Raw genomic sequence first — 25930 nt, forward strand, 5'->3', positions numbered from 1 at the left:
CCGAAGCCAACAGGCCCCGTCCAACCCTAACAGCTCCAAAGATTGCGACCTTCCTTTGATCGACTCCCTTCACATGACAGCGCTTAAACGACTTGGCTGGTCGGACTTCTTTTCGGATCAGCTCACATCCGATGAAGACGAACTCGCGCCGCGGCGCATTGCCTCCGTCCACCGGTCGCGCGTGGAGGCTATTGATGCCGGTGGTCCGGCCGCCCTCGAGCTCCCAGCCAACGCCAACACAGCCGATTTCGCGGTCGGCGATTGGATCCTCGCCGACCCGATCAGCGGCATGCTGGTTCGCCGTCTCGAACGGAAAACTCTCTTTCAACGACGTGCGGGGAACGACACGATCCCGCAACTGGTTGCTGCCAACGTCGATACCCTGTTCATCGTGACGTCCTGCAACGCCGAATTCAACCTTTCAAGGTTGGAACGGTATCTGATCCTCGCCGAACAAGCCGGGAGCAACCCGGTGATCGTCCTGACAAAGGCGGACACGACCGAAGACGCTGACGTCTTCCGGGTCCAGGCGCAGGGACTGCAGCCTGGCCTGCCCGTTATCCTCCTGAACGGACGCTCGGTAGAGGCACGCGAACTCCTGGCGCCGTGGTGCGGCGAGGGACAGACCTGCGCGCTCGTGGGATCGTCGGGCGTTGGGAAATCAACCCTGGTCAACTCGCTCGTCGGGTCTCAGTCGGACACACAGAAGACCGGCACGATCCGGGAATACGACTCGCAGGGCAGACACACCACGACGGCACGATCGCTGCACGCGCTACCGGGTGGCGGATGGGTGATCGATACACCCGGGATCCGGACGCTGTATGTAAGTGATGTTGCCGACGGTATCGATGTCTTCTTTTCCGATATCGCCGAACTGGCATCGCAGTGCCGGTTTCGCGATTGCAGCCATGTCCACGAACCCGGATGTGCCGTTCAGGCTGCAGTCGCAAGCGGAGAACTTGCAGGCGATCGTCTCTACCGGTGGCGAACCCTGGTCACCGAAAATCGGGACAGGACGCCGGTCGTCAGCGGTCCACACGGCAACAAGATCTACAGAAGAAAGCGCCACTAGGCGCGACCTGCCGCATGCTTGGCCAAAGCGCTTTGTTGAAGGGATGAGCCGCGGAGCGTGCAGATTCGTGACGCTTTACCTCATCGGCTCGTTGCCCGTGATAGCCGACGCTACACCGTCCCCGATGTTTGAGAGCCGCTGATGGGGTGCCGGATCGTCATATCGCGAGAGGCGCATATGGCAGTCCGATGGTGCCCAGCCATGCCCTCCCTGATTGTATCGAGATGGATCGGTGGAAACCGCTTTCATTTGTGCTCCTGCAATAAAATTACTCCAGGCACCCTGATCGCGACACCATGGTATTCGCTGCTCGGTTTACCTGAACGTGAAATGTCGCTGCTCTCTCGATTCACGGTCTGGCGCGGATGCCAGGTCAGGATACCCGGGCTATCGCCCCTGCAGGACCCTGCAATTATGAGGTTAGTCGAGGCGCGCGGATATACACTCCGCATTTGAGTCGAAAGCAAAAAAGCCTTGCGGTTCCGGTATTTCTGGCATTCACTCGCCCAATCGGACGGAAAACCAGGAGGATAACGGTATGTCATCTCGTCTCATGCGTGCGGCAGCGGTCGCTTTGCTCGGATCAACTCTGCTGGCTGGGGCACCGGCATTTGCTGAAACGGTGCTTCATCGTGGCAATTCCGGCGAACCGCAAACGCTCGATCAGGCCCAGACCTCGATCAATATCGAAGCCTTCATTCTGAAGGATCTTTATGAAGGTCTGACGATCTACGACGCGGCGGGCAAGATTGTACCGGGTGCAGCGGAGTCGTGGAAAGTCTCCGACGACGGACTGACATACACGTTTAAGCTGCGTGAGAATGCCAAGTGGTCCGATGGCTCGCCCGTCACGGCGCAGGATTTCGAATTCTCGTTCAAGCGCGTGGAAGATCCGAAGACCGCCGCGAAATATGCGAACATCCTCTACCCGATCAAGAACGCGGAAATGGTCAACACCGGCAAGGCCGATCCGAAGGAACTCGGCATCAAGGCCGTTGATGACAAGACGTTCGAGATCACCCTCGAGCGCCCGACCCCCTTCTTCCTTGAACTTCTTGCTCACCAGACTGCCCTGCCTGTCTCCAAGGCAAGCCTTGAGAAGAACGGCGCCGATTTCGTCAAGCCAGGCACGATGGTGTCTAACGGGGCCTTCCAGCTCGTCAGCCACGTGCCGAACGACAGCCTCGTTGTCCAAAAGAACCCCAATTTCTGGGATGCCGCCAACGTCAAGCTCGACAAGGTGATCTTCTACCCGATCGACGACCAGGCCGCATCCGTCCGCCGCTTCGAGGCGAAGGAAATGGATCTCGTCTATAACTTCTCCGCTGACCAGATCGAGCGGCTGCGCTCGGCCTACAAGGACCAGGTGCACGTGTCTCCGACGCTTGCGACATATTATTACGTCTTCGATGGCCGCGAGGCGCCCTTCAACGACGTTCGTGTCCGCCAGGCCCTGTCCATGGCCGTCGACCGCGATTTCCTGGCCAAGAAGATCTATAGCGGGTCGCAGCTTCCCGCCTATTCGCTGGTGCCGCCGGGCATGGCGAACTATGGCGAACCCGCCAAGGCCGATTTCGCAGAACTTTCCCAGCTCGACCGCGAAGACAAGGCGATCGAACTGATGAAGGAAGCCGGTTACGGTGAAGGCGGCAAGCCGCTCAATATCGAGGTCCGCTACAACACCAACCCGAACCACGAACGTGTCGCCACCGCCGTTGCCGACATGTGGAAAAACACGTTCGGTGCCAAGGTGACGATGAGCAATCTCGATGTCTCCTCGCACTACGCCTATCTCCAGGAAGGCGGCAAGTTCAACGTGGCACGTGCCGGCTGGGTTGCCGATTATGCCGACCCGGAAAACTTCCTCGCCCTGAACCTCTCGACCAACAAGACCTTCAATTACGGGCATTACGAGAGCAAGGAATTCGACGATCTGATGAAGAAGTCGTATGCGGAAACGGATCCGGCTGCGCGATCGAAGATCATGCATGAGGCGGAAACAATCCTGATGCGCGACCAGCCGATTGCTCCCTTCCTGACCCAGGCCGATCTGTGGCTTGTTTCGGACCGCATCAAGGGCTGGCAGGACAATGCTGCCAATGAGCACCTGAGCCGCTTCCTGAGCGTTTCCGAATAATCGACACGGGATGGCGTCCGACAGCGTTTCGGACGCCATCCCGCAGGAGACTACTGCATGCTGTCTTTTATCCTGCGCCGCCTTGCGAGCGCCGTCCCGACGCTTTTCATCGTCGTGACGATCTCCTTCTTCCTGATGCGTTTTGCTCCGGGCGGTCCCTTTAACCTGGAACGTCCGCTGCCACCCGCAACGATGGAAAACATCATGCGGACCTACCAGCTAGACCAGCCGTTATGGCGTCAATATCTCACCTATATCGGCAATGCCGTGCAGGGTGATTTCGGTCCAAGCTATATCTACAAGGACAACACCGTCGCGGAACTGATCGGAAAAGGCCTTCCCTACTCCATTGAACTCGGTTTCTACGCTCTGCTTCTTGCCCTGATTGGCGGCGTGACGCTCGGCACGATCGCGGCCCTGCGCCAGAACAGCGTGCTCGATTTTTCCATCATGACGCTCGCGACGATGGGTACGACGATCCCGAATTTCGTCGTCGGCCCGGTTTTGACGCTGATTTTCGCAATTCTTCTTGCGCTGTTGCCGGCCGGTGGCTGGGGAGATGGTTCGTTCTCGTTCCTGCTCCTGCCGATGATCGCACTGGCGCTGCCGCAGCTTGCCGTTTTCGCCAGGCTGACGCGCGGCTCCATGATCGAGGCGCTGCATGCCGACCATATCCGCACCGCGCGCGCTTATGGCCTGCCGGCGCGGATCGTCGTCATCACGCATGCCATGCGCGGCGCCATGCTGCCGGTCGTCTCCTATCTCGCACCCTGTGCCGCCGCATTGATGACCGGCTCGGCCGTCGTCGAGACCATCTTCACCATTCCGGGCGTCGGCCGTTATTTCGTGCTCGGAGCGCTGAATCGTGACTATACGCTGGTCATGGGCACCGTCGTTCTGATCGCCATCTTTGTTATCGTCTTTAATCTCCTGGTCGACCTTCTCTACGGCCTGCTCGATCCGAGGGTCCGTCATGACTGATATCGCCACCGATCCGGCTTCCACCCCGCCCCAGAGCACAAGCCGCAGTCTTTTCCAGCTTGCCGCCATCCGCTTCCGTCGCAACAAGGCGGCGATGGGCGGCTGCGTGATGCTCGTTCTGATCGCGCTCTTTTCCTATCTCGGCCCACTTTTTGTGCCTCATAGCTATGACCAGGTCTTTTCTTCCTATGTGACGGTGGCGCCAAGTCTCGAGCCGCGGCCAGACGAGGCATCGCTGGAGGGCGCCATGCAAGGCGTCGCGACTCGCGCCCGCGTCAACCTCGACGCGTTCGAGGTGACGGGCCAGATCTTTTCCGCGACCATCAGCGCCGAGGATCCGATCGACCCACGCACGACGCGTTATTTCGACCGTGCCAACGAGTTCGACGACACCAAGGTAGTGGCGACCGAAAAAGACGGGCGCGTTCTCAAGGTCGAAGGGAATGTCAGCCGGGAATACTTCCTGTTCGGCACGGATCCGAACGGCCGCGACCTGCTTGCCCGTGTCATGCTCGGCGGCCAGATCTCGATTGCCGTCGGCGTGCTGGCCAGCCTCGTCTCGCTTGGCATTGGCGTGCTCTACGGCGCGACCGCGGGTTATCTTGGCGGCCGTGTCGACAATGTCATGATGCGCTTCGTCGAAATCCTCTACTCTCTCCCCTTCGTCTTTCTCGTCGTCGTCCTGGTCGTCTTCTTTGGTCGTTCCTTCATCCTGATCTTCCTGGTGATCGGTGCTGTGGAATGGCTCGACATGGCGCGCATCGTGCGAGGCCAGACGCTGGCGCTGAAGCGCCGGGAATTCGTGGGCGCTGCCCAAGCGCTCGGCCTGAGCGACTGGCAAATCATCCGCCGGCATATCATCCCGAACACGATCGGACCGGTGATCGTCTTCGTCACCGTCGTGGTTCCGAAGGTAATCCTCCTGGAAAGCTTTCTGTCTTTCCTCGGGCTCGGGGTTCAGGCGCCACTGACCAGCTGGGGCGCTCTGATTTCGGAAGGCGCCAACAATATCCAGTCGGCACCCTGGCTCCTGATCTTTCCCTCCATCTTCTTCGTGGCAACGCTGTTTTCGTTAAACTTTATCGGCGACGGCCTGCGCGACGCGCTCGACCCGAAGGATCGCTGACATGACCGATCAAAAAGACACCATTCTCTCTATCCGCGACCTGAGAGTGAATTTCACGACGCCGGATGGCATGGTCAATGCGGTCAAGGGCATCGGCTTCGATGTCCGTGCCGGCGAGACGCTCGCCGTCGTCGGCGAGAGCGGCTCCGGCAAGAGCCAGACAATGATGGGCATTATGGGCCTGCTCGCTGGAAACGGCACCGTCACTGGCTCCGCCGCCTATCGGGGCAAGGAACTGGTCGGACTGCGAAATAACGAGCTCAACAAGATCCGCGGTGCCAAGATCACGATGATCTTTCAGGAACCGATGACCTCGCTCGATCCGCTTTACACGATCGGCCGCCAGATCGCCGAACCGATCGTCTACCACCGCGGCGGCAGCCGGAAAGCGGCCCGCAGCCGCGTGCTGGAACTCTTGGAACTGGTCGGCATTCCTGATCCCGCCCGCCGCATTGACAGTTACCCGCATGAACTGTCCGGCGGCCAGCGGCAGCGCGTCATGATCGCCATGGCGCTTGCCAACGAACCCGACGTCCTGATCGCCGACGAGCCGACGACGGCGCTTGATGTGACGGTCCAGGCGCAGATATTGAAACTGCTGCGCTCGCTCCAGAAGCGTTTCGGCATGGCGATTGTGCTGATCACCCACGATCTCGGCATTGTCCGGCATTTTGCCGAACGTGTCGTCGTCATGCGGCGCGGCGAAGTGGTGGAACAGGGAGCCACATCACAGATCTTCGAGGCTCCGACTTCCGCCTATACCCGCATGCTGATCGATGCCGAACCGCAGGGTCGCAAGCAACCGCCGGCGGAAAACGCGCCGATCATCCTGGAGGGACGCGATGTCACGGTCGATTTTCCGATCGGCCGCGGACTTTTTTCAAAGGGTCCAAAGAGTTTCCGGGCCGTTGACGGCGTCACCGTCAAGCTCAGGCAGGGCCAGACGATCGGCATCGTTGGTGAGTCCGGCTCGGGGAAATCGACGCTTGGGCGCGCGCTGCTCCGGCTTCTCCACAGCGATGGTCATTACCGCTTCGACAAGACCGACATCTCCGGCTTCGACCGTCGGCAGATGCGGTCCCTGCGCAAGGAGATGCAGCTCGTCTTCCAGGATCCCTTTGGGTCTCTCTCGCCGCGTCAGACAGTCGGCGAGATCATCACCGAAGGTCTGCTCGTCCACGAGCCTTCGCTGAACAAGGCGGATCGAGACCGGCGTGCGATCGCCGCCCTGACCGAAGTCGGGCTCGATCCCCAGGCGCGCAACCGCTACCCGCACGAATTTTCCGGCGGTCAGCGCCAGCGCATCGCGATTGCCCGCGCGATGATCCTCAAGCCGCGTGTGGTTATCCTCGACGAACCGACCTCGGCACTCGACCGGTCCGTGCAGGGACAGGTGATCGACCTGTTGCGCAAGCTGCAGTCCGACCACAACCTTTCCTACGTCTTCATCAGCCACGACCTTGCCGTGGTCAGGGCCATCGCGGATCATGTGATCGTCATGAACAACGGAAAGATCGTTGAGGAAGGCGATACGGACGCGATCTTTGACGCCCCGAAGGCCGATTACACTAGGGCGTTGATCGGAGCCGCTTTCAGCATCTGAGTCGCCACTATCAGCAATATGCCCACCGTCGTTGTCTTCGAACCGCGGCGCAGTGTGGAGAACGACACGTATCCGCTGATCGCCGTCGGGGCGCCATGGACGGCTGCCCGGATCATGGGTTGGTTCCGTCGTGTGAGTTGCCGGCATGAAAGGGCACGGCTGCAGCCGCCCATCACGTCCCCACAAGAAGGCGTGAATTATTCAATCAAGAGGTCATTGCTTCCGGTTATCTTCTTGCGTCACCGGCCCAATATTTCTAGGAAAATTGTCGGACGCACGGAGAAGCTCACTATGGCCACGCGCGGACCGGACGCGCCCTCCCTCTTCCACCAGTCATGGCATTGCCGACGGTTTGAGCGGGTTCGGCGCACGATTAGCACGCGGGTCGGGAGGTCCGCATCCCAGGAGACTGACATGACATTGAAGACAATCACTGCGGCACTCGCTGCCACACTCGCATTCGCCCCGCTTGCCTACGCCGACATCACGGTCGGCCTCATCGCGCCGCTGACCGGCCCGGTTGCTGCGATCGGCGCGCAGATCAAGAACGGCGCGGAAACCGCGGTCGAGGAAATCAACAAGAAGGGCGGCGTCAACGGCGAGAAGATCGTGCTGAAAATTGTCGACGATGCCGGCGAACCGAAGCAGGGCGTCTCTGCCGCCAATCAGCTGATCGCCGACGATATCCGTTTCGTGGTCGGCCCTGTCACATCGGGCGTCTCTATCCCCGCCTCGGTCGCGTTTGCCGAAAACGGTGCGCTGATGGTTACCCCGACAGCCACTTCGCCGGAACTGACCGCGCGTGGCCTTTCCACCGTGTTTCGCACCTGCGGCCGGGACGACCAGCAGGCGGACGTTGCAGCAAAATTCGTGGTCGAGAAATTCAAGGACAAGAAGATCGCCATCCTCAACGACAAGGGGCAGTATGGCAAGGGTCTCGCCGATGCCTTCAAGGCGTCGCTGAATGCGTCCGGCATCACGGAAGTCTTCAACGATGCGCTGACGGCGGGCGACAAGGATTTTAGCGCGCTAGTGACACGCCTGAAGTCGGAAGGCACCGAAGTCCTCTATTTCGGCGGCTATCACCCGGAAGCAGGCCTTCTGGTGCGCCAGATGAAGGATGCCGGCATGAATGTGCAGCTGATCGCGGGTGACGGCCTTTCCAACAGCGAGTTCATCACCACCGGCGGCGACGCAGCCAACGGCACGATCTTCACCAACGCTGCCGACGCGCTGAAGAATACCGACAGCAAGGCCGCGGCCGATGCGCTCATTGCAAAAAAGATCCCCGCCGAAGCCTTTACCCTCAACGCCTATGCAGCCGTCGAGGTCATCGCCGCCGGCATCGCCAAGGCTGGCAGCACCGACGACGCTGAGGCAGTTGCTGCCGCGCTCAAGGATGGCACCGGTATCAAGACTGCCATTGGCGAACTGACCTACGGTGAAACCGGCGATCTCAGCTCGCAGAGCTTTTCCGTCTACAAGTGGGAAGGCGGAAAGACGGTTGTGGCCGAATAAGGCCGCTCCGGATCTGTATTGCGACGGGCGCCCTAGGCGCCCGTTTGCTTGCCGTCGGTGCGCTAGCCTTCAATTATCGCCTGAAGCGACGGCGGCTGAAACCAGACCTATTTTCTCAAAGACACTGATTTGACGACAGAAATCTCTCGTCATGCGCGTCACGCGTTCATGCTGGATGCGAAAAGAACAAGCGTCGAAATAGAGAATCAGCGGGGACGTTTGCGCTCCCTACGTCATGGTCTGTTCCAGCCCATAGCAACGTGTATCGAAGCCTTTTCCCAGACCGCGAGATTGACCTCTTGTCATAATGCTCTTGTCGCGTGTGATTTGCGGCGATAGTAGTGCATGGGACAGCTGCCTTCGGGCAGCTTGCCTGGGAGGGTTTGTAATGTCTGGTCTACTCGCCGTGTCGCGCGCTATCGACGCGATGAACACGCTTTTCGGTAAAGCCGTTTCATGGCTTTTGTTGGCGGCAGTGCTGATCAGCGCCATCAACGCAGTGACCCGAAAAGTCTTCAATCTGAGCTCAAATGCCTGGCTCGAGGCGCAATGGTACCTTTTCTCCGCAGCCTTCCTGTTGGCGGCGGCCTGGACATTGCTGAGCAGCGAGCACGTCAAGGTCGATCTGGTCTATGGCCAGCTCCCCAGACGGGCGCAGCTTTGGATCGAGGTGTTCGGGACAATCTTCTTCCTGATGCCGTTCTGCCTCGTCACCATCTACCTGTCCTGGCCGATCGTCATCGCCAAATATGTGAGCGGAGAGGTCTCCAACAATACCGGTGGGCTGGTGCTGTGGCCAGTCTGGGCCATGATCCCGATTGGTTTCGGCCTGCTGGCACTCCAGGGACTGTCGGAACTCATCAAACGGCTAGCGATCCTCAGCGGTGCGATGCCCGACGCCGTCGCTCTCGCCGACGCCGAAGCGCAAGCGCTCTAATTCGTAGCAGGATACGCTCATATGTTTGCATTCTTTGCGGAAAATCTCGCGCCGATCATGTTTCTATCACTGATCGTCGTGTTGCTGCTTGGTTATCCGGTTGCCTTCGCACTCGCCTTTGTCGGCTTTGTCTTCGGTTTCATCGGCATCGAAATGGGCCTTTTGCCCATCAACCTGTTCGGAGCGATCCCTGACCGCATCTTCGGGCAGATGTCGAACGAGACACTGCTCGCCATTCCGTTCTTCACCTTCATGGGGCTGATTCTCGAGCGAAGCGGAATGGCCGAGGATCTGCTCGATACGATCGGCCAGCTGTTCGGCCCGATCCGCGGCGGGCTCGCCTTCGCGGTCATCTTCGTGGGCGCCATCCTTGCAGCCACCACAGGCGTCGTTGCGGCCTCCGTCATCTCGATGGGCCTGATCTCCCTGCCGATCATGCTGCGATATGGTTACGACCGACGGGTCGCGGCCGGCACGATCGCAGCGTCGGGAACGCTTGCCCAGATTATTCCGCCCAGCCTCGTGCTGATCATTCTGGCCGACCAGCTCGGCCGGTCGGTCGGCGACATGTACAAGGGCGCACTCGTGCCCGGTCTCATGCTGGTTGCTGCCTATACCGGCTACATCATCCTGATGTCCTTTCTGCGTCCGGCAAGCGTGCCGGCTCTTCCCATCGAGGCGCGATCGCTTCGTGGCTGGAAGCTTGTGGCCAAGGTCATCACCTCGCTCGTGCCGCCGCTCGTGCTGATCTTCCTCGTTCTCGGCACAATCTTTATCGGCCTTGCGACGCCGACCGAAGGCGGCGCGATGGGCGCAGTCGGTGCTCTGCTTCTTGCAGCCTTCAATCGCAAGCTTACGCTGGCGATGGTCAAGTCGGCCCTTTACGCGACGGCGAAACTGTCCTCCTTCGTGATCTTCATCTTGCTCGGCGCGCGCGTGTTTTCGCTGACCTTCTACGGTGTCGACGGTCACGTCTGGGTAGAGCACCTGATGACGTCGATCCCGGGCGGCGAGATCGGCTTCCTGATCGTTGCCAATCTGCTCGTATTCTTCCTGGCCTTCTTTCTCGATTATTTCGAGCTGGCCTTCATCATCATCCCGCTGCTGGCACCGGTTGCCGATGCGCTCGGCATCGACCTGATCTGGTTCGGCGTGATGCTGGCGATCAACATGCAGACGTCGTTCATGCATCCGCCGTTCGGGTTCTCGCTGTTTTACCTGCGCTCCGTCGCTCCGACACGGGCCTACAAGGATCGCATCACCGGTGCGACAATCCAGCCGGTCACATCCGGCCAGATCTACATGGGCTCCCTGCCCTACCTGGCGATCCAGCTCGTCATGGTCGTCGTCGTCATCGTCTTTCCGGGTCTCGTGACCCACTACAAATCAGGATCTGCCGTCGTCGATCCATCGACGATTGAGCTCAACGTACCGATGCCGGGTGCCGATGGCGCTAACCCGTTTGGAACACCGACCCAGCCTTTCGGCGCACCGGAGCAGTCTTCCGGCGATCCCGCCGCCCCGGCCGTCGATATCCCTGCACCAGATTTCGGTTCCCCGACGCCAAGCTTCGGCGCACCGAAAAACTAGACACACGCTTTGATCGCACAGCGTGCGTTCGATACTGCCGAACCTGAGGAGGAGGAAACGCAATGACGGAAACCATCAACAGACGCAATTTCCTGACGAAAGGCGCAGTCGGAGGGGCGGCAACAGTCGCCGCGACCGCACTCGCCGCACCGGCGGTTGCCCAAGAACTGCCGAGCATCAAATGGCGCCTGACTTCGGGCTTCCCGAACAACCTCGACACGATTTACGGCGGCGCAACCGTCATGGCGGAGACACTGTCGAAGATCACCGACGGGAAATTCCAAATTCAGGTGTTTCAGGCCGGCGAACTCGTACCCGGACCGCAGGCGATCGATGCGGTGAAAGCGAACACCGTCGAGATCGCTCATACCTGCGGATACTATTTCACCGGCAAGGATCCGACATTTGCGATCGGCTCGACCATCCCCTTCGGTCTCAATGGTCGTCAGCAGAACGCCTGGCTTTACCACGGCGGCGGCAATGAGGCTTATAACGAGTTTCTCTCTGCCTATGGCGTGGTTGGCATCCCCGGCGGGGCCACCGGTGCCCAGATGGGTGGATGGTTCCGCAAGGAGATCAAGGGCGTCGCCGACCTCAAGGGCGTCAAGATGCGCATCGCCGGTGTCGCCGGCGAAGTGATGTCTCGGCTCGGCGTGGTGCCGCAGCAGCTACCGGGGGGCGATATCTATCCGGCTCTCGAGCGCGGAACGATCGACGCGGCCGAATGGATCGGTCCCTATGACGACGAACGCCTCGGCTTCTACCAGATTGCGCCGAACTACTACTATCCGGCCTATTGGGAAGGTGGCCTCACAATCCACTTCTTCATCAACAAGGCACAGTATGAGGGTCTGCCTCCCGCCTACAAGGCCGCACTCGATGCCGCCTGCAAGGCGGCGAACATCAACATGCAGGCACTCTACGATGTGAAGAACACCGCGGCGATCCGTTCGCTCGTCGGCAAGGGCGTCAAACTGCGACCGCTGCCACGCGATGTCATGGATGCCGCCTACAAGACGACGTTCGAACTCTACGCGGAATATAGCGCCAAGCACCCGGCATGGGCAAAGATCTATCCGGGCTGGAAGAAGTTCAGGGACGAGTCCTTCGAGTGGTTCCGCGTCGCCGAATACAGCTATGACAGCTACATGTACTCCGCCCAGGCCTCGGGCAAGTAACAAAACCGGAGGTCGGCTTTAAGGCCGGCCTCCGCACTCACGATCAATTGGCACCGAAGAGACAGGTCTATCGTTGGGATGTCCAGGTGGTCCTACCGTCACATCGCAAAAGCCGCGGCCGGGACGGCATGATCTCGCGTGACGATCCCATGCTTTCCCGGCCACCGGCCTTCAGAACTGATCGGATTTTCCTAAACCGCGGCGTCACCCAGAAGGATCTGCAGCTTGACGTCTGACGGGTTGCCGGCTGCTGCCCTCTCAAAGGCCTCAATGCTCTTGTCGAAAGGGAAAGTCTCGGTAATCAGCGGATTAAGGTCCACCTTGCCGGATGCAATCAGCTGCAGCGCCCGGTCGAAGATATTGGCGTAGCGGAAGACCGTCTCTATTCGGATTTCCTTCGAGATCGCGCCTGCAACGTCGAACGAAACCTTGTCCACCGGCAGGCCGACCATCACGATAGCTCCACCCGGGCGAACGAGGTCGAATATCTCGTCATAGGCCTTCGGGCTGCCGCTGGCTTCGAAAACAACATCGGCGCCCCAGCCGTCGGTTTCCCGTGCGATGACCTCGGCGAAGCTTTCCTCCCCGATATTGACAGGGGTGATACCGGAATACTGGGCAGCGATTGCGAGTTTCGGTGCGCTGAAATCGGAAATGAACACGCGGCTGCACCCACCAGCGAGCGCCGCCAGAGCGACCATGATCCCGATCGGGCCGCTTCCGATCACCGCCGCAACATCGCCGGGGGCGATGCGGGCACGCGCTGCAGCCTGCATGCCAATGGCAAATGGCTCCACCATCGCGCCTTCGGCGAAGGACACGTTGTCGGGAAGCTTGTAGGTGAACGCCGCGGGATGGACGACTTCGGATGTCAAAACGCCGTGGATCGGCGGCGTTGCCCAGAACCGGACGCTGGGATCGACGTTATAGATGCCGAGCTTGGATGCGCGCGACGAGAGGTCCGGTATTCCCGGTTCCATGCACACCCGGTCTCCAACCTTGAAACCGGAAACGGCCGAGCCAACCTCGATCACCGTCCCGGCCGCCTCATGTCCCAGAACCATTGGCTCACGCAGCACGTACGGTCCGATTGCGCCATGCGTGTAGTAGTGTACGTCGCTGCCGCAGACGCCAACCGTGTGAATCTTGATCTTCAGTTCCGAAGCTCCGACCGCCAGCGGCAGGTCAATGTCTCGAAGGGCGAGAACGCCCTTTTCTTCCAGTACCAAGGCTTTCATCATCGGATCCTTTTGCTCGATGGGCGCCAAATTCGGCGCATCGGTTGACCTAGGAATAGCGACCGGTTTGAAAAAGAAAAGTGCTGTTTGGTGAGATTTTCAGCAGCTATCGCTTCTTTCTTGCGCGTATCGCCCCTTCGCCCCCAAGGTCTCGCTCTCCCCACCAAGCAGTCCATCCGTCTGTTTTAAAACGATAAAAACAGGATTTTTGCTCACCATAGGGACACCTTCAGCCTACAATGAAGGCATGTTGACATTTGTCGAAAACTATCTGACAAATGTCACGTGCTGGCCGCTGGAGGGCGGTTAACCCAGACAGTGATTGGTCCGACGCTCATCGAGCGGAAGGATCATCGGAGGAAATTAGCGTGGAATATCTGCTTGAGGTGGAAGGACTGAAGAAGTCCTTCGGCGGCGTTGCCGCATTGCGTGAGGGTCGCTTTCAGCTGAAGCCGGGCTCGGTGCACGCGCTGTGTGGCGGCAACGGCGCCGGAAAGTCGACCTTCCTCAAAATCCTCATGGGCATTTACAAGCGCGATGCCGGCTCCATTCGCCGTCGCGGTCAGGACGTCGATTTTTCAGGCCCAGCCGAAGCGCTCGCCTCTGGCATCGCGATCATCGAACAGGAACTGAGCCCTGTCCCTCATATGACCGTGGCGGAAAACATCTATCTTGGTCGCGAACCCTCCGGGCGCTTCGGCGGCGTCGACTTCAAGACGATGAACCGTAACGCCCAGCGGTTGCTGGATCAGCTCGAATTCCAGATCCGTCCCACTCAGTTCATGATGAACCTTTCGGTTGCGCAGATGCAACTGGTCGAGATCGCCAAGGCGCTCAGCCACGATGCGGAAGTCATCTTCATGGACGAGCCGACATCGGCAATCGGCGAAAAGGAAGCGCAGCAGCTCTTCAAAACGATCGAACGGCTGAAGGCCGCCGGCAAGGGTATCGTCTACGTCTCGCACCGCCTGTCAGAAATCTTCCAGATCGCGGATGCCTACACGGTGTTCCGCGACGGCTCCTATATCGGCTCGGGTGACTTGGCTGATATCGACAGGCCGAGCCTGATCAAGATGATCGTCGGTCGGGAACTGGGCGAGGAATATATCAAGACCAACACGCCGACGGAAACGGATGGCCTACAGGTTACGGGGCTGACAGCCGCCGGCAAGATCGACGACATTTCGTTTTCGGTTTGCAAGGGTGAGATCTTCGGGATCTACGGACTTATGGGATCCGGCCGGTCGGAAATTTTCAACTGCATCTTTGGTCTCGATCGTCTCGATAGCGGCGAAATCAGGATCGATGGCGCGCCGGTCAAGGTCAGCAAGCCGGCTGACGCGATGGAGCACGGGCTCGCTTTCGTTACCGAGGACCGCAAGCTGACCGGGCTCAATCTGACCGATAGCGTCAGAGGCAACATTGCGCTTGCCAGCCTGCCGGAACTCAGCCCCAATTTCGTCATGCGTCGCCGCGGCGAGCAGGCTGCCAGCCGGAACATGATCGAAAGATTTGCGATCAAGGCGGCCCGCGACACGATGCCGGTCTCGGGCCTGTCAGGCGGCAATCAGCAAAAGGTCGTCCTGGGCAAGTGGTTCCTGCGCAATCCCAAGGTGCTTCTGCTCGATGAACCGACGCGTGGCGTCGATGTCGGCGCCAAGCGCGAGATCTATCGCATCATCTGCGAATTCGCCGAGGCTGGTGGAACCGTAGTGATGATTTCATCGGAAATCGACGAAGTGCTGGGCATGTCCGACCGCATCCTCGTCATGCGCAACGGTCGCTCGACTGGCATCTATCCGCGCGCGGAGACAGACGCGCAGGCGTTGGTGCACCTTTCTACGTGACGGGCCCGGGTCACTGGGCCAGACGCGCATTTTCAAGATTCGATCGGCATGGGAAGAGGTAAGAACAGTGTCCGCCACAGAAAACAAGCCGGCAGCCGCATGGTTCGGTTCGGATAACCGCAAGTTGCTCATCCAGGAATACGGCATCTTTCTCGCCTTCCTGCTCCTGGCATTCATCCTGTCGGTCTCCAACGAGTACTTCCTCACCGCCGGCAATATCTCGAACGTGCTTCTACAGACATCTATCAATGGGGTGCTGGCGATCGGCATGACATTCGTCATCCTGACCCGGGGCATCGACCTCTCCGTCGGCTCGGTCGTAGCGCTCGCTGGTATGGTGGCCGCGAGCCTTGCGACGACTTCAGCGACCGCCGGCGTTGCGGGCGGCCCCTATCCGGCATTCGTCGCGTTCGCGGCGGGCATTCTCGTCGGTCTCGCATGCGGCATGGTCGTCGGTGTAATCGTCTCGCGCTTCTCCGTCCCCGCCTTCGTTGCCACCCTCGGCATGCTGTCGGCGGCACGCGGCATGACGCTGATCTATGGCGGCGGCAGACCTGTCCCGGCGCTTATCCCGGATTTTCGCTGGCTTGGAACCGGCAACTTTATCGGCATCCCGATGCCGGTCGTCGTTCTCGCCGTCGTCTTCATTGCCTCTTGGTGGGTTCTCAACCGCACGCGCTTTGGCCGCTATATCTACGCCGTCGGCGGCAACCCGCATGCCGCCGTGACTTCAGGCATCAACGTCACCCGCATCAAGTTCGCCGTGTACTGCATCTCGGGAGCACTTGCGGGTCTTGCCGGTATGATCCTTGCCGCTCGCACGGGCTCCGGCCTGCCGCAGGCCGGTGTTGCCTACGAGCTCGACGCCATCGCGGCCGTGGTCATCGGCGGTACCAGCCTCTCGGGTGGTGTCGGTCGCGTCACGGGAACCCTGATCGGCGCGCTCATTATCGGCGTCATGAACAACGGTCTCGATCTGCTCGGCATCGAATCTTACTACCAGCAGGTCCTCAAAGGGGCGCTGATCGTCGGTGCGGTCATGCTGGATCAAAAACGCAATCAAGGGGCCTGACCCCAGAACAATTCGGATCGCGAAACGGTCCGACATGTACCGCGCGTCAAAACGGCGACCGGACATTCCGTGGAGGAGAAGAAAATGAAGAAACTTTTGCTTGCTCTCGTCGCCAGTGCGGCGATGCTTTCGGCACCCGCAATGGCGCAGGACAAGAAGCTCAAGATTGGCGCGACCACCTATGGTCTCAATGCTGAATTCATGCAGATCTGGTCGGCGGCTCTGAAGGAACATCCGGCCGTCAAGAGCGGCAAGGTCGATGTCACGGTGTTCGATGGCCGATATGACGCGCTGGTCCAGCAGGAACAGTTCAACACGATGATCACACAGAAATTCGACGCGATCATCTTCGTGCCGATGGATATCGAGGCCGGCGCGACCGCTGTGCAGATGGCCCATGATGCCGGCATCCCCGTTGTCGGCTCCAATGCCCGCGTCAATTCCGATCTCCTCACATCCTATGTCGGCTCGAACGACGTGGAAGCCGGCGAGCTCGAAGCCAAGGCAGTCTTGGACAAGATGGGCTGCAAGGGCAATCTCGTCATCATCGAAGGCCCGATCGGCCAGTCCGGCCAGATCCAGCGCCTGGAAGGCAATGAAAAGGCACTCGCTGCCTGCCCGGACGTAAAGGTTCTCGAAAAGCAGACCGGCAACTGGTCGCGCGCCGAAGCTCAGACCCTGATGGAAAACTGGCTGACATCCCATCCGGGCCAGATCAATGGCATCATCGGCCAGAACGACGAAATGGCACTCGGTGCGATCGAGGCAATCAAGGCTGCAGGTCTGAAGGTTGAAGACTTCGCGATTGCCGGCGTCGATGGCGTGACGGATGCGATCAACTCGGTGAAGCGCGGCGAGATGGCTTCCATCCTGCAGGACGCCAACGCCCAGGCTCAGGGCGCTCTCGACGTCGCCATCAAGGCCGCCAACAAGGACTACAAGCCCGAATCGAAGATCTGGACCCAGTATCCGGACATGAAGTGGGCGGATGGCGCCGAGAAGGACTACCTCGTGCCTTGGACGCCTGTCACGAAAGAAAACGCCGACAAGCTGCTCGAGTCCCGTAACTGATACTTTTCGTTTTCGATCCAAGGGAGGGGCGGTGACCGCCGCCCCTCCCGTCTCCGTCGCAAAGGCTTGAAGACATGAGTGATACCGCTCCCCAGATCGACCTGAATTTCCCCCTGAACGGCAAGATTGCCGTCGTCACCGGCGCCGCATCCGGCATCGGCGCTGCCGTCTGCGACGCGCTGACCGAAAAGGGCGCGACCGTCGCCGTGCTTGACCTCAATGCCGAACTGGCCGCAGCAAAAGCGGCCGAACTCGGTGGCGCATCGAAATCCTTCGTCTGCGATGTCTCGCAGGCATCTTCCGTCGAGAAGGCGATCGCGGGCGTCCTCGACACCTTCGGCCACATCGATATAGCCGTCAGCAGCGCGGGGGTCGTCTTCCTCGCTCCGGCCGAGGATCTGTCGCTCGATTACTGGGATAAGACGATCGACATCAACCTGAAGGGCACTTTTCTCTTCACGCAGGCAGTCGGAAGGGCGATGATCGCCGCTGGCAAGGGCGGCAAGATCGTCAATCTCGCCTCGCAGGCGGGCACCGTCGCAATCGAGGAGCACGTCGCCTACTGCGCCTCCAAATTCGGCGTCATCGGCATGTCGAAGACCTTCGCGGCCGAGTGGGGAAAATACGGTATCTGCGTGAATACCATTTCGCCAACAGTCGTGCTGACGGAACTCGGAAAGAAGGCTTGGGCCGGCGAAAAGGGTGAAAATGCGAAGAAGCGTATCCCGACCGGCCGTTTCGCCTACCCGCAGGAAATCGCCGCAGCGGCAGTCTTTCTTGTCTCCAATGGTGCGGACATGATCAACGGCGCCGATCTCCTGATCGACGGCGGTTACACAATTCTCTGAGGACAAACCATGCAGCGTTTCGTCAATAATCCTGATCTTGTCGTCGAAGATACGGTCAAGGGCTTCGTCAAGGCCCATTCCGATATCGTCCGGCTTGCGGAAAACCCACGTGTCGTCGTGGCGAAGAATGCCCCCGTCAAAGGCAAGGTCGGCATCGTCACCGGCGGCGGTTCAGGTCATGAACCCGCCTTCATGGGCTACACCGGCAAGAACATGCTGGATGCGGTCGCCGTTGGCGAACTTTTCTCCTCGCCGACAGCCAAGAGCTTCTCTGACGCATTCCGCGAGGCAAATGGAGGCGCCGGAGTGGTGTGCCTTTACGGCAATTATGCCGGCGACAACATGAACGTGAAGATGGCAACCAAGCTTGCCACCAAGGAAGGAATCGAGGTTTTGACGGTCGTCGCCAACGACGACGTCTGCTCGGCTCCCCTGTCCGAGCGGGAGAAGCGCCGCGGGGTCGCCGGTGAGATCTTCATGTGGAAGATCGGCAGCGCCAAGGCCAGCCAGGGCGGTTCGCTCGAGGAGGTTCGCGCCGTCGCGCAGAAGGCGATCGACAACTGCCGGTCGATCGGGGTCGGCCTTGGCCCCTGCACACTTCCCGCCGTCGGCCATCCCAATTTCCAGATCGAGCCCGGCACGATGGAAGTCGGCATCGGCCACCATGGCGAGCCTGGGGTGCGGGTCGAACCGCTCAAAAAAGCCGAAGACGTTGCAAGGGACATGGTGAAGATCGTGCTCGACGATCATGACCTGCCGGCCGGCGTCGAAGTCGCCGTGCTCGTGTCAGGCCTCGGCGCGACGCCGCTCAACGAACTCTACATCCTCAACGATACGATCGAAACCGAGATTTCCGCACGTGGCCTGAAGGTCTACAAGACCTTCATCGGCAACTATTTCACGTCGCTCGAAATGGTGGGAGCGACCCTGACGGTCATGGCGCTCGACGACGAAACTAAGCCGCTTCTCGATCTCGAGACGCGCTGCACCATGCTGCTTTAAGGACCTGGCGATGCAGACTTTCCTCAATGCCCACGCGGGCGATATCGTGATTGCGATCGCCGACCGCATCATCGAAAACCGCGCCTATCTCAGTGAGATCGACGGCAAGATCGGTGATGGTGACCACGGCGTCAACATGGCCAAGGGCTTCGGCATGACGTCCGAGCGCCTCAAGACCCAAGACGTGTCGCTGGCCGAAGCCTTCGATACGCTCGGCACTGTGTTGATGACGGAGATTGGCGGCTCTATGGGTCCGCTTTACGGCGTGATGTTCACCGAGTTCGCAGAAACGCTCGAAGGCAAGGATGTCGTTGACGCTCGCCTCTTCTCGACAATGCTTCATATGGGCCTTGCCGGCATTCAGTCGATCGGTTCTGCCAAGGTTGGCGACAAGACGCTGATCGACGCGTTCGTGCCGGCCATCGAAGCGTTCGACAGCACGGTCGCAGGCGGACAGTCCTTTGCTGACGCGCTGGCGGCGATGACCGAAGCCGCCGACAAGGGACGTGATTCCACCATCGACCTCGTCGCGAAGATCGGGCGCGCCAGCCGTCTCGGCGAACGCTCGCTTGGCGTTCTCGATGCCGGTGCCACGTCATGCGCCTTGATCCTCAAGGAAATCGCGAAGGGCGTGTCAGGCAAGTTGCAGGCGCCCTGAACTCAGCAAACTTCCCCCAGGACCGGGCGACCTGCCTTTTCGGGCAGGTCGCCGCCGAATTCCAGAAATAAGAAGCCAACGTCGATAAATTGTCCTAAAAAATTCCGGCGGTCCGGATAGCTCGGCCCCGTATCGACTGTCGGAGCACGTTTCGGATTGACACCAGTGAAGACACAGCAGTCCGGCAAGGCGATGATCGGCACCAACGATGTCGAACACGCCCGCGAGGGCATGTCTCTGAGATATGGCGACGACCCCCTCGTCTGGGCCTGCTGGCTCTATTACGAGGATGGTCTTACCCAAGGCGATATTGCTGCCACGATGGGTGTGTCGCGCGCCACGGTGAACAACTATCTCGCAGAGGCGCGTGAGCGCGGCATCGTCAACATCGCCATCGAACCCGCCCGGCTTGCGTCACTGACCATCGCGCGCGAACTCAAGCGGCATTTCGGGCTCGTCGACTGTCTTGTCGTCCCCAGCGAAGAAACCGGCAAATCGCTGATCGAACGGATCGGTGCTGCCGGCGGCCAGGCATTGCAGCGTCTGATCAAGTCGGGCGATACGGTCGCCGTTTCCTGGGGGCGCACAATGCTTGCGATCGGCGAAGCTGCCCATGTTCCCGGATTGCAGGATGTCACGGTCATTCAGGCGGCGGGCGGAACACGGGCAAGCTTTTCCTATACGCCGGAGCTCTGCGCAGCGGCTGTCGCCGGGGCCGTTGGGGGGAGGCTCGTCAACATATCAGCCCCCGCCATCCTCTCGTCTCGAACGATGCGTGACGCTCTGTTGGAAGAGCCGCTGGTGGCCGATCAGTTCGGCATGCTGTCGCGTGCCAACAAGGCGCTTTTTGGCATCTCGTCACTGAGGCCGAATTCGACCATTCACACAAGCGGCTTTTTCGAAGACGTGGCGCTGCAGGATTATCTCGCCAAGGGCGCCGTCGGCGCCGTCTCGGGCCGCTTCATCGACGGCCAGGGGCGTCCGGTGGCAGGGCCGCTGGACGAGCGCCTGATCGGCATGTCACTCGACATGCTCAAATCGGTCGGCCTCCGCGTTGCTGCGGCCGGAGGATTCGACAAGGTGCCGGCGATCCTCGCTGCCCTGCGCGGCGGCTATGTCAACGTGCTGATCACCGATGCGGCGACCGGACGGGGTATTCTGAATGCCGACGGCGTGACCGTGATCGACCAGATGCTTGCGCAGCGCCCTCGCCTGGAAAGCCCGTCTACCCAAGGGGCCGGGACGCGGACCCGCAATCGCGTGAAGAAGTTCCTCAATGATCCGGATCATGTGGTTGAGGAAATGCTGGAAGGCGTCGTGCGGGCGCATCAGAAACATCTGATGCCCGCCGGAAAATCCAACCGGGCGTTGATAGCCAGGGAAGGTCCGCGGCCCGGCAAGGTCGGTCTTGTCATCGGCGGCGGCTCCGGTCATGAACCCTGCTTTCTCGGCTATGTGGGAAAGGGGTTGGCGGATGCGGTCGCCGTCGGCAATGTCTTTTCCTCCCCGCCGCCGATGCCGATCCTGCATTGCGCCCGGGCGGCTTCGGGTGATGCCGGTGTGCTTTTCGTCTACGGCAACTATGCCGGGGACGTCATGAACTTTGAGATGGCGGCAGAAATGGCCGAGGCCGAGGGCATCGCGGTGCGCACGGTCCTGACCACCGATGATGTCGCCTCGTCCTCCATCGAAGACCGGGACGGCCGACGCGGTGTCGCCGGCAATTTCTTTACCTTCAAGATCGCCGGTGCAGCCTGCGACCGCGGTCACTCGCTCGACGCGTGCGAAGCACTGACACGCAAGGCCAACTCCCGCACATTCACGCTGGGTGTCGCACTCGAAGCCGGCTCTATGCCGCAGACGCGCCGTCCGAGTTTCGAGATCGGGGAAGACGAGATGGAGTTCGGCATCGGCATCCATGGCGAACGGGGTGTCAGTCGCGAGAAGATCGAGAATGCCGACGCGATTGCGGACAAGATTATCGATCGCATATTTCACGAGATGGGGGCAGTCGCAGGCAGCCGTGTCGCCGTGCTGGTCAACTCCTTCGGTGCAACGCCATTGATGGAGCTCTATATTCTGTTCAGGCGTGTCGAGCAGAGGCTGAAGGCCAAGGGCATCGAGATCGAAGCAAACTGGATTGGCCACTACTGCACATCACTGGATATGGTCGGCGCCTCGATCTCAATCCTTCATCTCGATGACGATCTGTCTACTCTGCTCCATCATCCCTGCGACACTGCGGCGTTGAAAATAGGGTAAGGCAGGGCTTTCAATGGCACAGTGCAACAGTTGGAGGGACATGGTGCACGGAAACGATGCGCGCTTACTCAGCCGAATGTTCAACAAGATCTCCGATGCGATGGCCAAGGAGAAGGATTACCTGACCGAGCTTGATGAGGCGATCGGAGACGCCGATCACGGCATCACGATGTCGCTTGGCTTCAGCGCTGTTGCGAGTGAATTGTCGCGGAGCGATCTCGACAGCATGACTGCCGCCGAAGTCATGACGGCTGCTGCGACCACGTTTCTCGATGCGGTAGGCGCATCCACGGGCCCGCTCTATGCGACCGGCTTTCTCCATGCATCCGATCGTATGAACGCACATCGACCTCTCGATGCCGCTGGCCAGGTCGCGATGCTGAGAGCCATCACAACCGGCATTCAGCAGCGGGGCAAAGGAATGCGCGGAGACAAGACCATGCTCGATGCCTGGATGCCGGCAGCCGATGCGGCGGAGGCGAGATCCGGCGAACCCGGACACATTTGGTCCTCGGCCTGCGAAGCGGGAGAATTGGGCGCCAAAGCAACGCAATCCATGATCGCGCTTCGTGGTCGCGCCGCAAGACTGGGCGAACGCTCGCTTGGCCATATCGACCCGGGCGCTGCCTCCGCGGTCGTGATCCTCAAGGCGATGCGAGAAACCTTCGACGGGACGGCATCTCGCTGAAGATTGGGGACGTTGGCCGAAATCTTGCGCGAGCATGAGAAGATGTTTGAGGAACGCGTCTCTCACTGTCACTTCGTCCATCGCGGCCACGATGACACGAGCACGTGGCTGGGGGTGTCTTGGCGGCTGCAGATCAAGCGAAAGATGTCGTGACAGCTGGAAGCTTCTTTTCACCAACCAGCACGGATCAGCCTCATACAAAAGCCGCCGAAAGGATTTCTTCGGCGGCTTTTACGGTTCACTCTCTGCGTGTGCTTTGGGAGGTTAGCCGGGATGCCGTGAAGCTTATGCCACGCGTCTGGAGAAGGACGAGGTCACTCGGGTCATCAACCGGTTCGAAGGAGCTGGAGCGTCGCCGGGTTGATGCGAGTGGTCAATGCCACCTGCCACTGATCCTGTCTCGAACATACCAACGAGCTGGAAGAGCGTTCCGGCTTCTCTCGCGAGAGAATGGCTCGCTGCGGTGGATTCTTCCACCATAGCGGCATTCTGCTGCGTCCCCTGATCCATCAACGAGACGGCATGGTTGATTTCCTTGATACCCGTAGACTGTTCGCGCGAAGCTTCCACGATCGAGAGGACGTTCACGCTGATTGCCTTGACCTGATCGACGATCTGCCCAAGCGCCTCGCCCGTTTCGCCGACAAGGGAAACGCCGCTTCTGACATGTTCACCGGATTTGGCGATCAGGCTCTTGATGTCCTTGGCGGCGCTTGCGGACCGTTGCGCAAGTTCGCGAACTTCCTGCGCGACGACTGCAAAGCCCTTGCCGGCGTCACCTGCCCGGGCCGCTTCCACGCCCGCATTCAGTGCCAGAAGATTGGTCTGGAACGCGATTTCGTCGATGACGCCGATGATGGTGGAGATCTCGTTGGATGACGCTTCGATCGCATTCATTGCGTTGATTGCGTTCGTCACCACGAGGCCCGAGTGCTCGGCGTTCTTGCGCGTTTCACTGACCAGGCGACCTGCTTCTTCTGCGCGACGCGTCGTGTCGGCAACCGTGGTGGTGATCTGCTCAAGGGCTGCTGCGGTCTCCTCGACAGATGCTGCCTGCTGTTCGGTGCGCCTTGCAAGGTCGTCAGCCGCGGAGCGGATCTGGTTCGAACCGGCCGAGATCGCCTGCGCGTTGCCGCTGACGTCCACGATCGCATCTTCGAGACGCTCGATCGCACCGTTAAAGTCGACGCGGATCTTGTCGAGGCGTTCTGCAAACGCCTGGTCGATCCGATGGTTCAGCTTGCCATTCGCCATGGCACCGAGGCCAACGGCGAGCGTATCGACTGCGAACTGCACTTCGGCTGCTTCTTCCGCCTGACGCTCGTGCTGCTCGAGGCGCTGACGTTCGGACATCGAACGGTTAGCCTGCGCTTCCGCTTCCATGCGCAAGGTGTCCTGCGCGTTCTGCTTGAAGACGGCAACAGACTTGACCATGTCGCCGATTTCGCTTCGATCTGCAATGGCATCGATTTCAGCCTGTGCGTTGCCGGCCGCGAGCTCACGCATCGTCTGCACGATCCGCGTGACGGGACGGGTGATGGAGCGGGTGACGATGGTCGCGAGAACAGCAACGACCGCCAGAACGCCCAGCGAGGTGAAGACCGAAATCAGGAAATTCCTGTGCTGAACCGCAGCCGAAGCGGACGCATAATCCTTTAGCTCCAGACCGGTCTGGTCTTCCACTGTCTTCAGCGCGTTGATGCGGTTGGTCGAAGCCTTATACCAGTCTTCACCGGAAATTCCACCCATCTGTCCGCCGAACGGAGCCTTCAGCGCGACGCTGCGCTGCTTCTCGACAAGCTGACCGGCATCACTCGCAAGGGCCGTCTGAAGCGCGGCACGCTGCGGTGCGCCTGCATAGCTGTTGAAATCCGCAAAGTAGACGTTCTGCATGACGCCAAACTTCACGAACTGCTGATATCCTTCCGGCGAGAAACTACCGGCCGCGAATGCTGCAGTGCCGATCATGCGTTCCTGACCAGCGCGTTCCTTACCCTGCAGAAGAGCCGAGTAGGCAACAATCCGGTTTGAGATCGTGCTGTCGCTGGTGAGCGAACTCATGGATCCGATCAGTTTGATGAGGCTACCTATCGTATCCTCGAAATAGGACGCAATATCAGGCACGCCTGCCTTTAACGCCGTAACCTCGTCACGCATTGTCTTGAGCTGGTCGAGCTTGGCTTGGGCCGAGAGCGCAAGCTGCTGCAATTCAGGGCCACCCGGAGCTTCGCTCGTCGTCAGGTTCAAGGCCTTGAAACTGGCGAGTGCTGCATCCGCTGCGAGACGCTGCTTCTCCAGGAGCGACCCGAACTCACCGAGGCCCTTGGCACCGACGAAACCAGCGGAAGCACCGCGCTCCTTCTGGATTTCATGGATGGCTGAGCCAATAACGGGCGCCATCGAAGAAATTTCGGCGACAGATTGCGCTTCCGAAGCCTGCTCAAGGCGCTTCATATTGTCCTGTACGACAGCAGCGATCAACGCAATGGTCGGGATCGACGCTACGAGAACGACCTGCGTCCTTATTTTCAAATTTCCAAAAAACCTCACGTAGGCCTCGATATCTTGCTGAATGAGCTGCAGGAAAACTGCCAAGGCTCAAAGGTAGGACGATACCGAACCTGATAGAGAAAACGTATTGAGGCTTGGTTACCGTGCCTAGAATCTCATCGATGACAATTGATATCAAAGGCAAATGCCTAAAATAGCGATTAGTCGATTGTCAGCTGGTATTTGCCGCCACCGGCATTCAGTACGTCACCATCGCTGATGTGCGGGACGTTGAACGGAACCAGCCACCGCTCGCGGTACCCGACAAGCGAGCCCGGTTATCGAGCTGCAGTGTCATTCGGTGGGTGTTATCGGGATACGCATACCCAGCTTGATATCTATCGTCGTCGAAAACGAGGTCCAGTTTGGAAAAGGCATTTCAGGCCTCCGGCTCTGGCCTGATCGTTAGCTCTGCGCCATACGCCTGTCGCAGATCGTTCTGACCAGGCTGACGGTCGGTCGCCTGGTGCAACAGCGTCGAGGTGTATCCCATTTCGCGCGTTCCCTCGATCAGAGTGATGTCAGCATTCCCGGGATTGTCCGAACGTT

Annotated in this window: 19 protein-coding genes and 1 pseudogene; 17 read left to right on the forward strand and 3 right to left on the reverse strand. The window is 59.8% G+C overall.

Annotation, left to right across the window (positions count from 1 at the left end; genetic code table 11):
• Positions 1–73 precede the first annotated feature (73 nt).
• The 9 genes from rsgA to IFT66_RS19100 all read left to right on the forward strand — a co-directional run bounded on the left by rsgA (position 74) and on the right by IFT66_RS19100 (position 12145).
• Positions 74–1075: a ribosome small subunit-dependent GTPase A gene (gene rsgA / locus IFT66_RS19060; protein ID WP_192078547.1), complete on the forward strand. Its 1002-nt coding sequence runs from the start codon at positions 74–76 to the stop codon at positions 1073–1075.
• Between the two features lie 553 nt (positions 1076–1628).
• Positions 1629–3212 (forward strand): peptide ABC transporter substrate-binding protein, encoded by a 1584-nt coding sequence (locus tag IFT66_RS19065; RefSeq protein ID WP_244508866.1) that lies wholly within the window; start codon positions 1629–1631, stop codon positions 3210–3212.
• A gap of 57 nt (positions 3213–3269) precedes the next feature.
• Entirely contained in the window at positions 3270–4193 is a 924-nt protein-coding gene (gene oppB / locus IFT66_RS19070; RefSeq protein ID WP_062459288.1) for an oligopeptide ABC transporter permease OppB, read from the forward strand.
• Positions 4186–5319: an ABC transporter permease gene (locus IFT66_RS19075; protein WP_062459285.1), complete on the forward strand. Its 1134-nt coding sequence runs from the start codon at positions 4186–4188 to the stop codon at positions 5317–5319. Before oppB ends, IFT66_RS19075 begins: the two co-directional genes overlap by 8 nt.
• A 1-nt stretch (position 5320) precedes the next feature.
• Positions 5321–6922, forward strand: a complete 1602-nt coding sequence (locus tag IFT66_RS19080; RefSeq protein WP_192078548.1) for an ABC transporter ATP-binding protein — start codon at positions 5321–5323, stop codon at positions 6920–6922.
• A gap of 414 nt (positions 6923–7336) precedes the next feature.
• A complete protein-coding gene (locus IFT66_RS19085; RefSeq protein WP_192078549.1) occupies positions 7337–8440 on the forward strand; it encodes a branched-chain amino acid ABC transporter substrate-binding protein in 1104 nt (367 codons plus the stop codon).
• Between the two features lie 388 nt (positions 8441–8828).
• The gene (locus IFT66_RS19090) at positions 8829–9377 is read left to right on the forward strand and encodes a TRAP transporter small permease subunit (RefSeq protein WP_062459277.1); all 549 of its coding nucleotides are present in this window, start codon (positions 8829–8831) and stop codon (positions 9375–9377) included.
• Positions 9378–9398: 21 nt separating this feature from the next.
• Positions 9399–10967 carry a TRAP transporter large permease gene (locus tag IFT66_RS19095; protein WP_062459274.1) on the forward strand — a complete coding sequence of 523 codons (1569 nt, stop codon included), beginning with the start codon at positions 9399–9401 and terminating at the stop codon, positions 10965–10967.
• 62 nt (positions 10968–11029) lie between these two features.
• Positions 11030–12145 carry a TRAP transporter substrate-binding protein gene (locus tag IFT66_RS19100; RefSeq protein ID WP_062578270.1) on the forward strand — a complete coding sequence of 372 codons (1116 nt, stop codon included), beginning with the start codon at positions 11030–11032 and terminating at the stop codon, positions 12143–12145.
• A 191-nt stretch (positions 12146–12336) separates the two neighbouring features.
• Here the strand turns inward: IFT66_RS19100 and IFT66_RS19105 are convergent, their stop codons facing one another.
• Positions 12337–13383 carry an NAD(P)-dependent alcohol dehydrogenase gene (locus tag IFT66_RS19105; protein ID WP_192078578.1) on the reverse strand — a complete coding sequence of 349 codons (1047 nt, stop codon included), beginning with the start codon at positions 13381–13383 and terminating at the stop codon, positions 12337–12339.
• Positions 13384–13751: 368 nt separating this feature from the next.
• Here IFT66_RS19105 and IFT66_RS19110 point away from each other — a divergent pair, with 368 nt between their 5' ends.
• The 8 genes from IFT66_RS19110 to dhaL (IFT66_RS19145) all read left to right on the forward strand — a co-directional run bounded on the left by IFT66_RS19110 (position 13752) and on the right by dhaL (IFT66_RS19145) (position 22831).
• A complete protein-coding gene (locus tag IFT66_RS19110) occupies positions 13752–15230 on the forward strand; it encodes a sugar ABC transporter ATP-binding protein (RefSeq protein ID WP_062578274.1) in 1479 nt (492 codons plus the stop codon).
• 67 nt (positions 15231–15297) lie between these two features.
• Positions 15298–16302, forward strand: a complete 1005-nt coding sequence (locus IFT66_RS19115; protein WP_192078550.1) for an ABC transporter permease subunit — start codon at positions 15298–15300, stop codon at positions 16300–16302.
• Between the two features lie 84 nt (positions 16303–16386).
• Positions 16387–17373 carry a substrate-binding domain-containing protein gene (locus IFT66_RS19120; protein ID WP_062578278.1) on the forward strand — a complete coding sequence of 329 codons (987 nt, stop codon included), beginning with the start codon at positions 16387–16389 and terminating at the stop codon, positions 17371–17373.
• 74 nt (positions 17374–17447) lie between these two features.
• Positions 17448–18221 (forward strand): SDR family oxidoreductase, encoded by a 774-nt coding sequence (locus tag IFT66_RS19125; protein WP_192078551.1) that lies wholly within the window; start codon positions 17448–17450, stop codon positions 18219–18221.
• Between the two features lie 9 nt (positions 18222–18230).
• Entirely contained in the window at positions 18231–19223 is a 993-nt protein-coding gene (locus IFT66_RS19130) for a dihydroxyacetone kinase subunit DhaK (protein ID WP_062578282.1), read from the forward strand.
• A 10-nt stretch (positions 19224–19233) separates the two neighbouring features.
• The gene (dhaL, locus tag IFT66_RS19135) at positions 19234–19881 is read left to right on the forward strand and encodes a dihydroxyacetone kinase subunit DhaL (RefSeq protein ID WP_062578284.1); all 648 of its coding nucleotides are present in this window, start codon (positions 19234–19236) and stop codon (positions 19879–19881) included.
• Between the two features lie 192 nt (positions 19882–20073).
• Positions 20074–22143 (forward strand): bifunctional sugar-binding transcriptional regulator/dihydroxyacetone kinase subunit DhaK, encoded by a 2070-nt coding sequence (locus tag IFT66_RS19140; RefSeq protein WP_249406510.1) that lies wholly within the window; start codon positions 20074–20076, stop codon positions 22141–22143.
• Between the two features lie 43 nt (positions 22144–22186).
• Positions 22187–22831, forward strand: coding sequence for a dihydroxyacetone kinase subunit DhaL (gene dhaL, locus IFT66_RS19145; protein ID WP_192078580.1), 645 nt, complete (start codon positions 22187–22189; stop codon positions 22829–22831).
• A gap of 285 nt (positions 22832–23116) precedes the next feature.
• Here the strand turns inward: dhaL (IFT66_RS19145) and IFT66_RS23775 are convergent, their stop codons facing one another.
• Together IFT66_RS23775 and IFT66_RS23605 are read right to left on the reverse strand one after the other, a co-directional pair.
• A complete protein-coding gene (locus tag IFT66_RS23775) occupies positions 23117–25231 on the reverse strand; it encodes a methyl-accepting chemotaxis protein (protein WP_274604877.1) in 2115 nt (704 codons plus the stop codon).
• Positions 25232–25760: 529 nt separating this feature from the next.
• Positions 25761–25930 (reverse strand): annotated as a pseudogene (locus tag IFT66_RS23605) (phosphoglycerate mutase family protein); the annotation flags it as partial.

It is taken from the genome of Rhizobium sp. CFBP 13726 (assembly GCF_014841925.1).
Lineage (GTDB): Bacteria > Pseudomonadota > Alphaproteobacteria > Rhizobiales > Rhizobiaceae > Neorhizobium > Neorhizobium soli.

What these genes read in the sequence shown, in the direction of transcription:
- rsgA (WP_192078547.1), top strand. Translation starts at nt 74, where the DNA reads ATGACAGCGCTTAAACGACTTGGCTGGTCGGACTTCTTTTCGGATCAG.
- IFT66_RS19065 (WP_244508866.1), top strand. Translation starts at nt 1,629, where the DNA reads ATGCGTGCGGCAGCGGTCGCTTTGCTCGGATCAACTCTGCTGGCTGGG.
- oppB (WP_062459288.1), top strand. Translation starts at nt 3,270, where the DNA reads ATGCTGTCTTTTATCCTGCGCCGCCTTGCGAGCGCCGTCCCGACGCTT.
- IFT66_RS19075 (WP_062459285.1), top strand. Translation starts at nt 4,186, where the DNA reads ATGACTGATATCGCCACCGATCCGGCTTCCACCCCGCCCCAGAGCACA.
- IFT66_RS19080 (WP_192078548.1), top strand. Translation starts at nt 5,321, where the DNA reads ATGACCGATCAAAAAGACACCATTCTCTCTATCCGCGACCTGAGAGTG.
- IFT66_RS19085 (WP_192078549.1), top strand. Translation starts at nt 7,337, where the DNA reads ATGACATTGAAGACAATCACTGCGGCACTCGCTGCCACACTCGCATTC.
- IFT66_RS19090 (WP_062459277.1), top strand. Translation starts at nt 8,829, where the DNA reads ATGTCTGGTCTACTCGCCGTGTCGCGCGCTATCGACGCGATGAACACG.
- IFT66_RS19095 (WP_062459274.1), top strand. Translation starts at nt 9,399, where the DNA reads ATGTTTGCATTCTTTGCGGAAAATCTCGCGCCGATCATGTTTCTATCA.
- IFT66_RS19100 (WP_062578270.1), top strand. Translation starts at nt 11,030, where the DNA reads ATGACGGAAACCATCAACAGACGCAATTTCCTGACGAAAGGCGCAGTC.
- IFT66_RS19105 (WP_192078578.1), bottom strand. Translation starts at nt 13,383, where the DNA reads ATGAAAGCCTTGGTACTGGAAGAAAAGGGCGTTCTCGCCCTTCGAGAC.
- IFT66_RS19120 (WP_062578278.1), top strand. Translation starts at nt 16,387, where the DNA reads ATGAAGAAACTTTTGCTTGCTCTCGTCGCCAGTGCGGCGATGCTTTCG.
- IFT66_RS19125 (WP_192078551.1), top strand. Translation starts at nt 17,448, where the DNA reads ATGAGTGATACCGCTCCCCAGATCGACCTGAATTTCCCCCTGAACGGC.
- IFT66_RS19130 (WP_062578282.1), top strand. Translation starts at nt 18,231, where the DNA reads ATGCAGCGTTTCGTCAATAATCCTGATCTTGTCGTCGAAGATACGGTC.
- dhaL (WP_062578284.1), top strand. Translation starts at nt 19,234, where the DNA reads ATGCAGACTTTCCTCAATGCCCACGCGGGCGATATCGTGATTGCGATC.
- IFT66_RS19140 (WP_249406510.1), top strand. Translation starts at nt 20,074, where the DNA reads ATGATCGGCACCAACGATGTCGAACACGCCCGCGAGGGCATGTCTCTG.
- IFT66_RS23775 (WP_274604877.1), bottom strand. Translation starts at nt 25,231, where the DNA reads ATGGCGCCCGTTATTGGCTCAGCCATCCATGAAATCCAGAAGGAGCGC.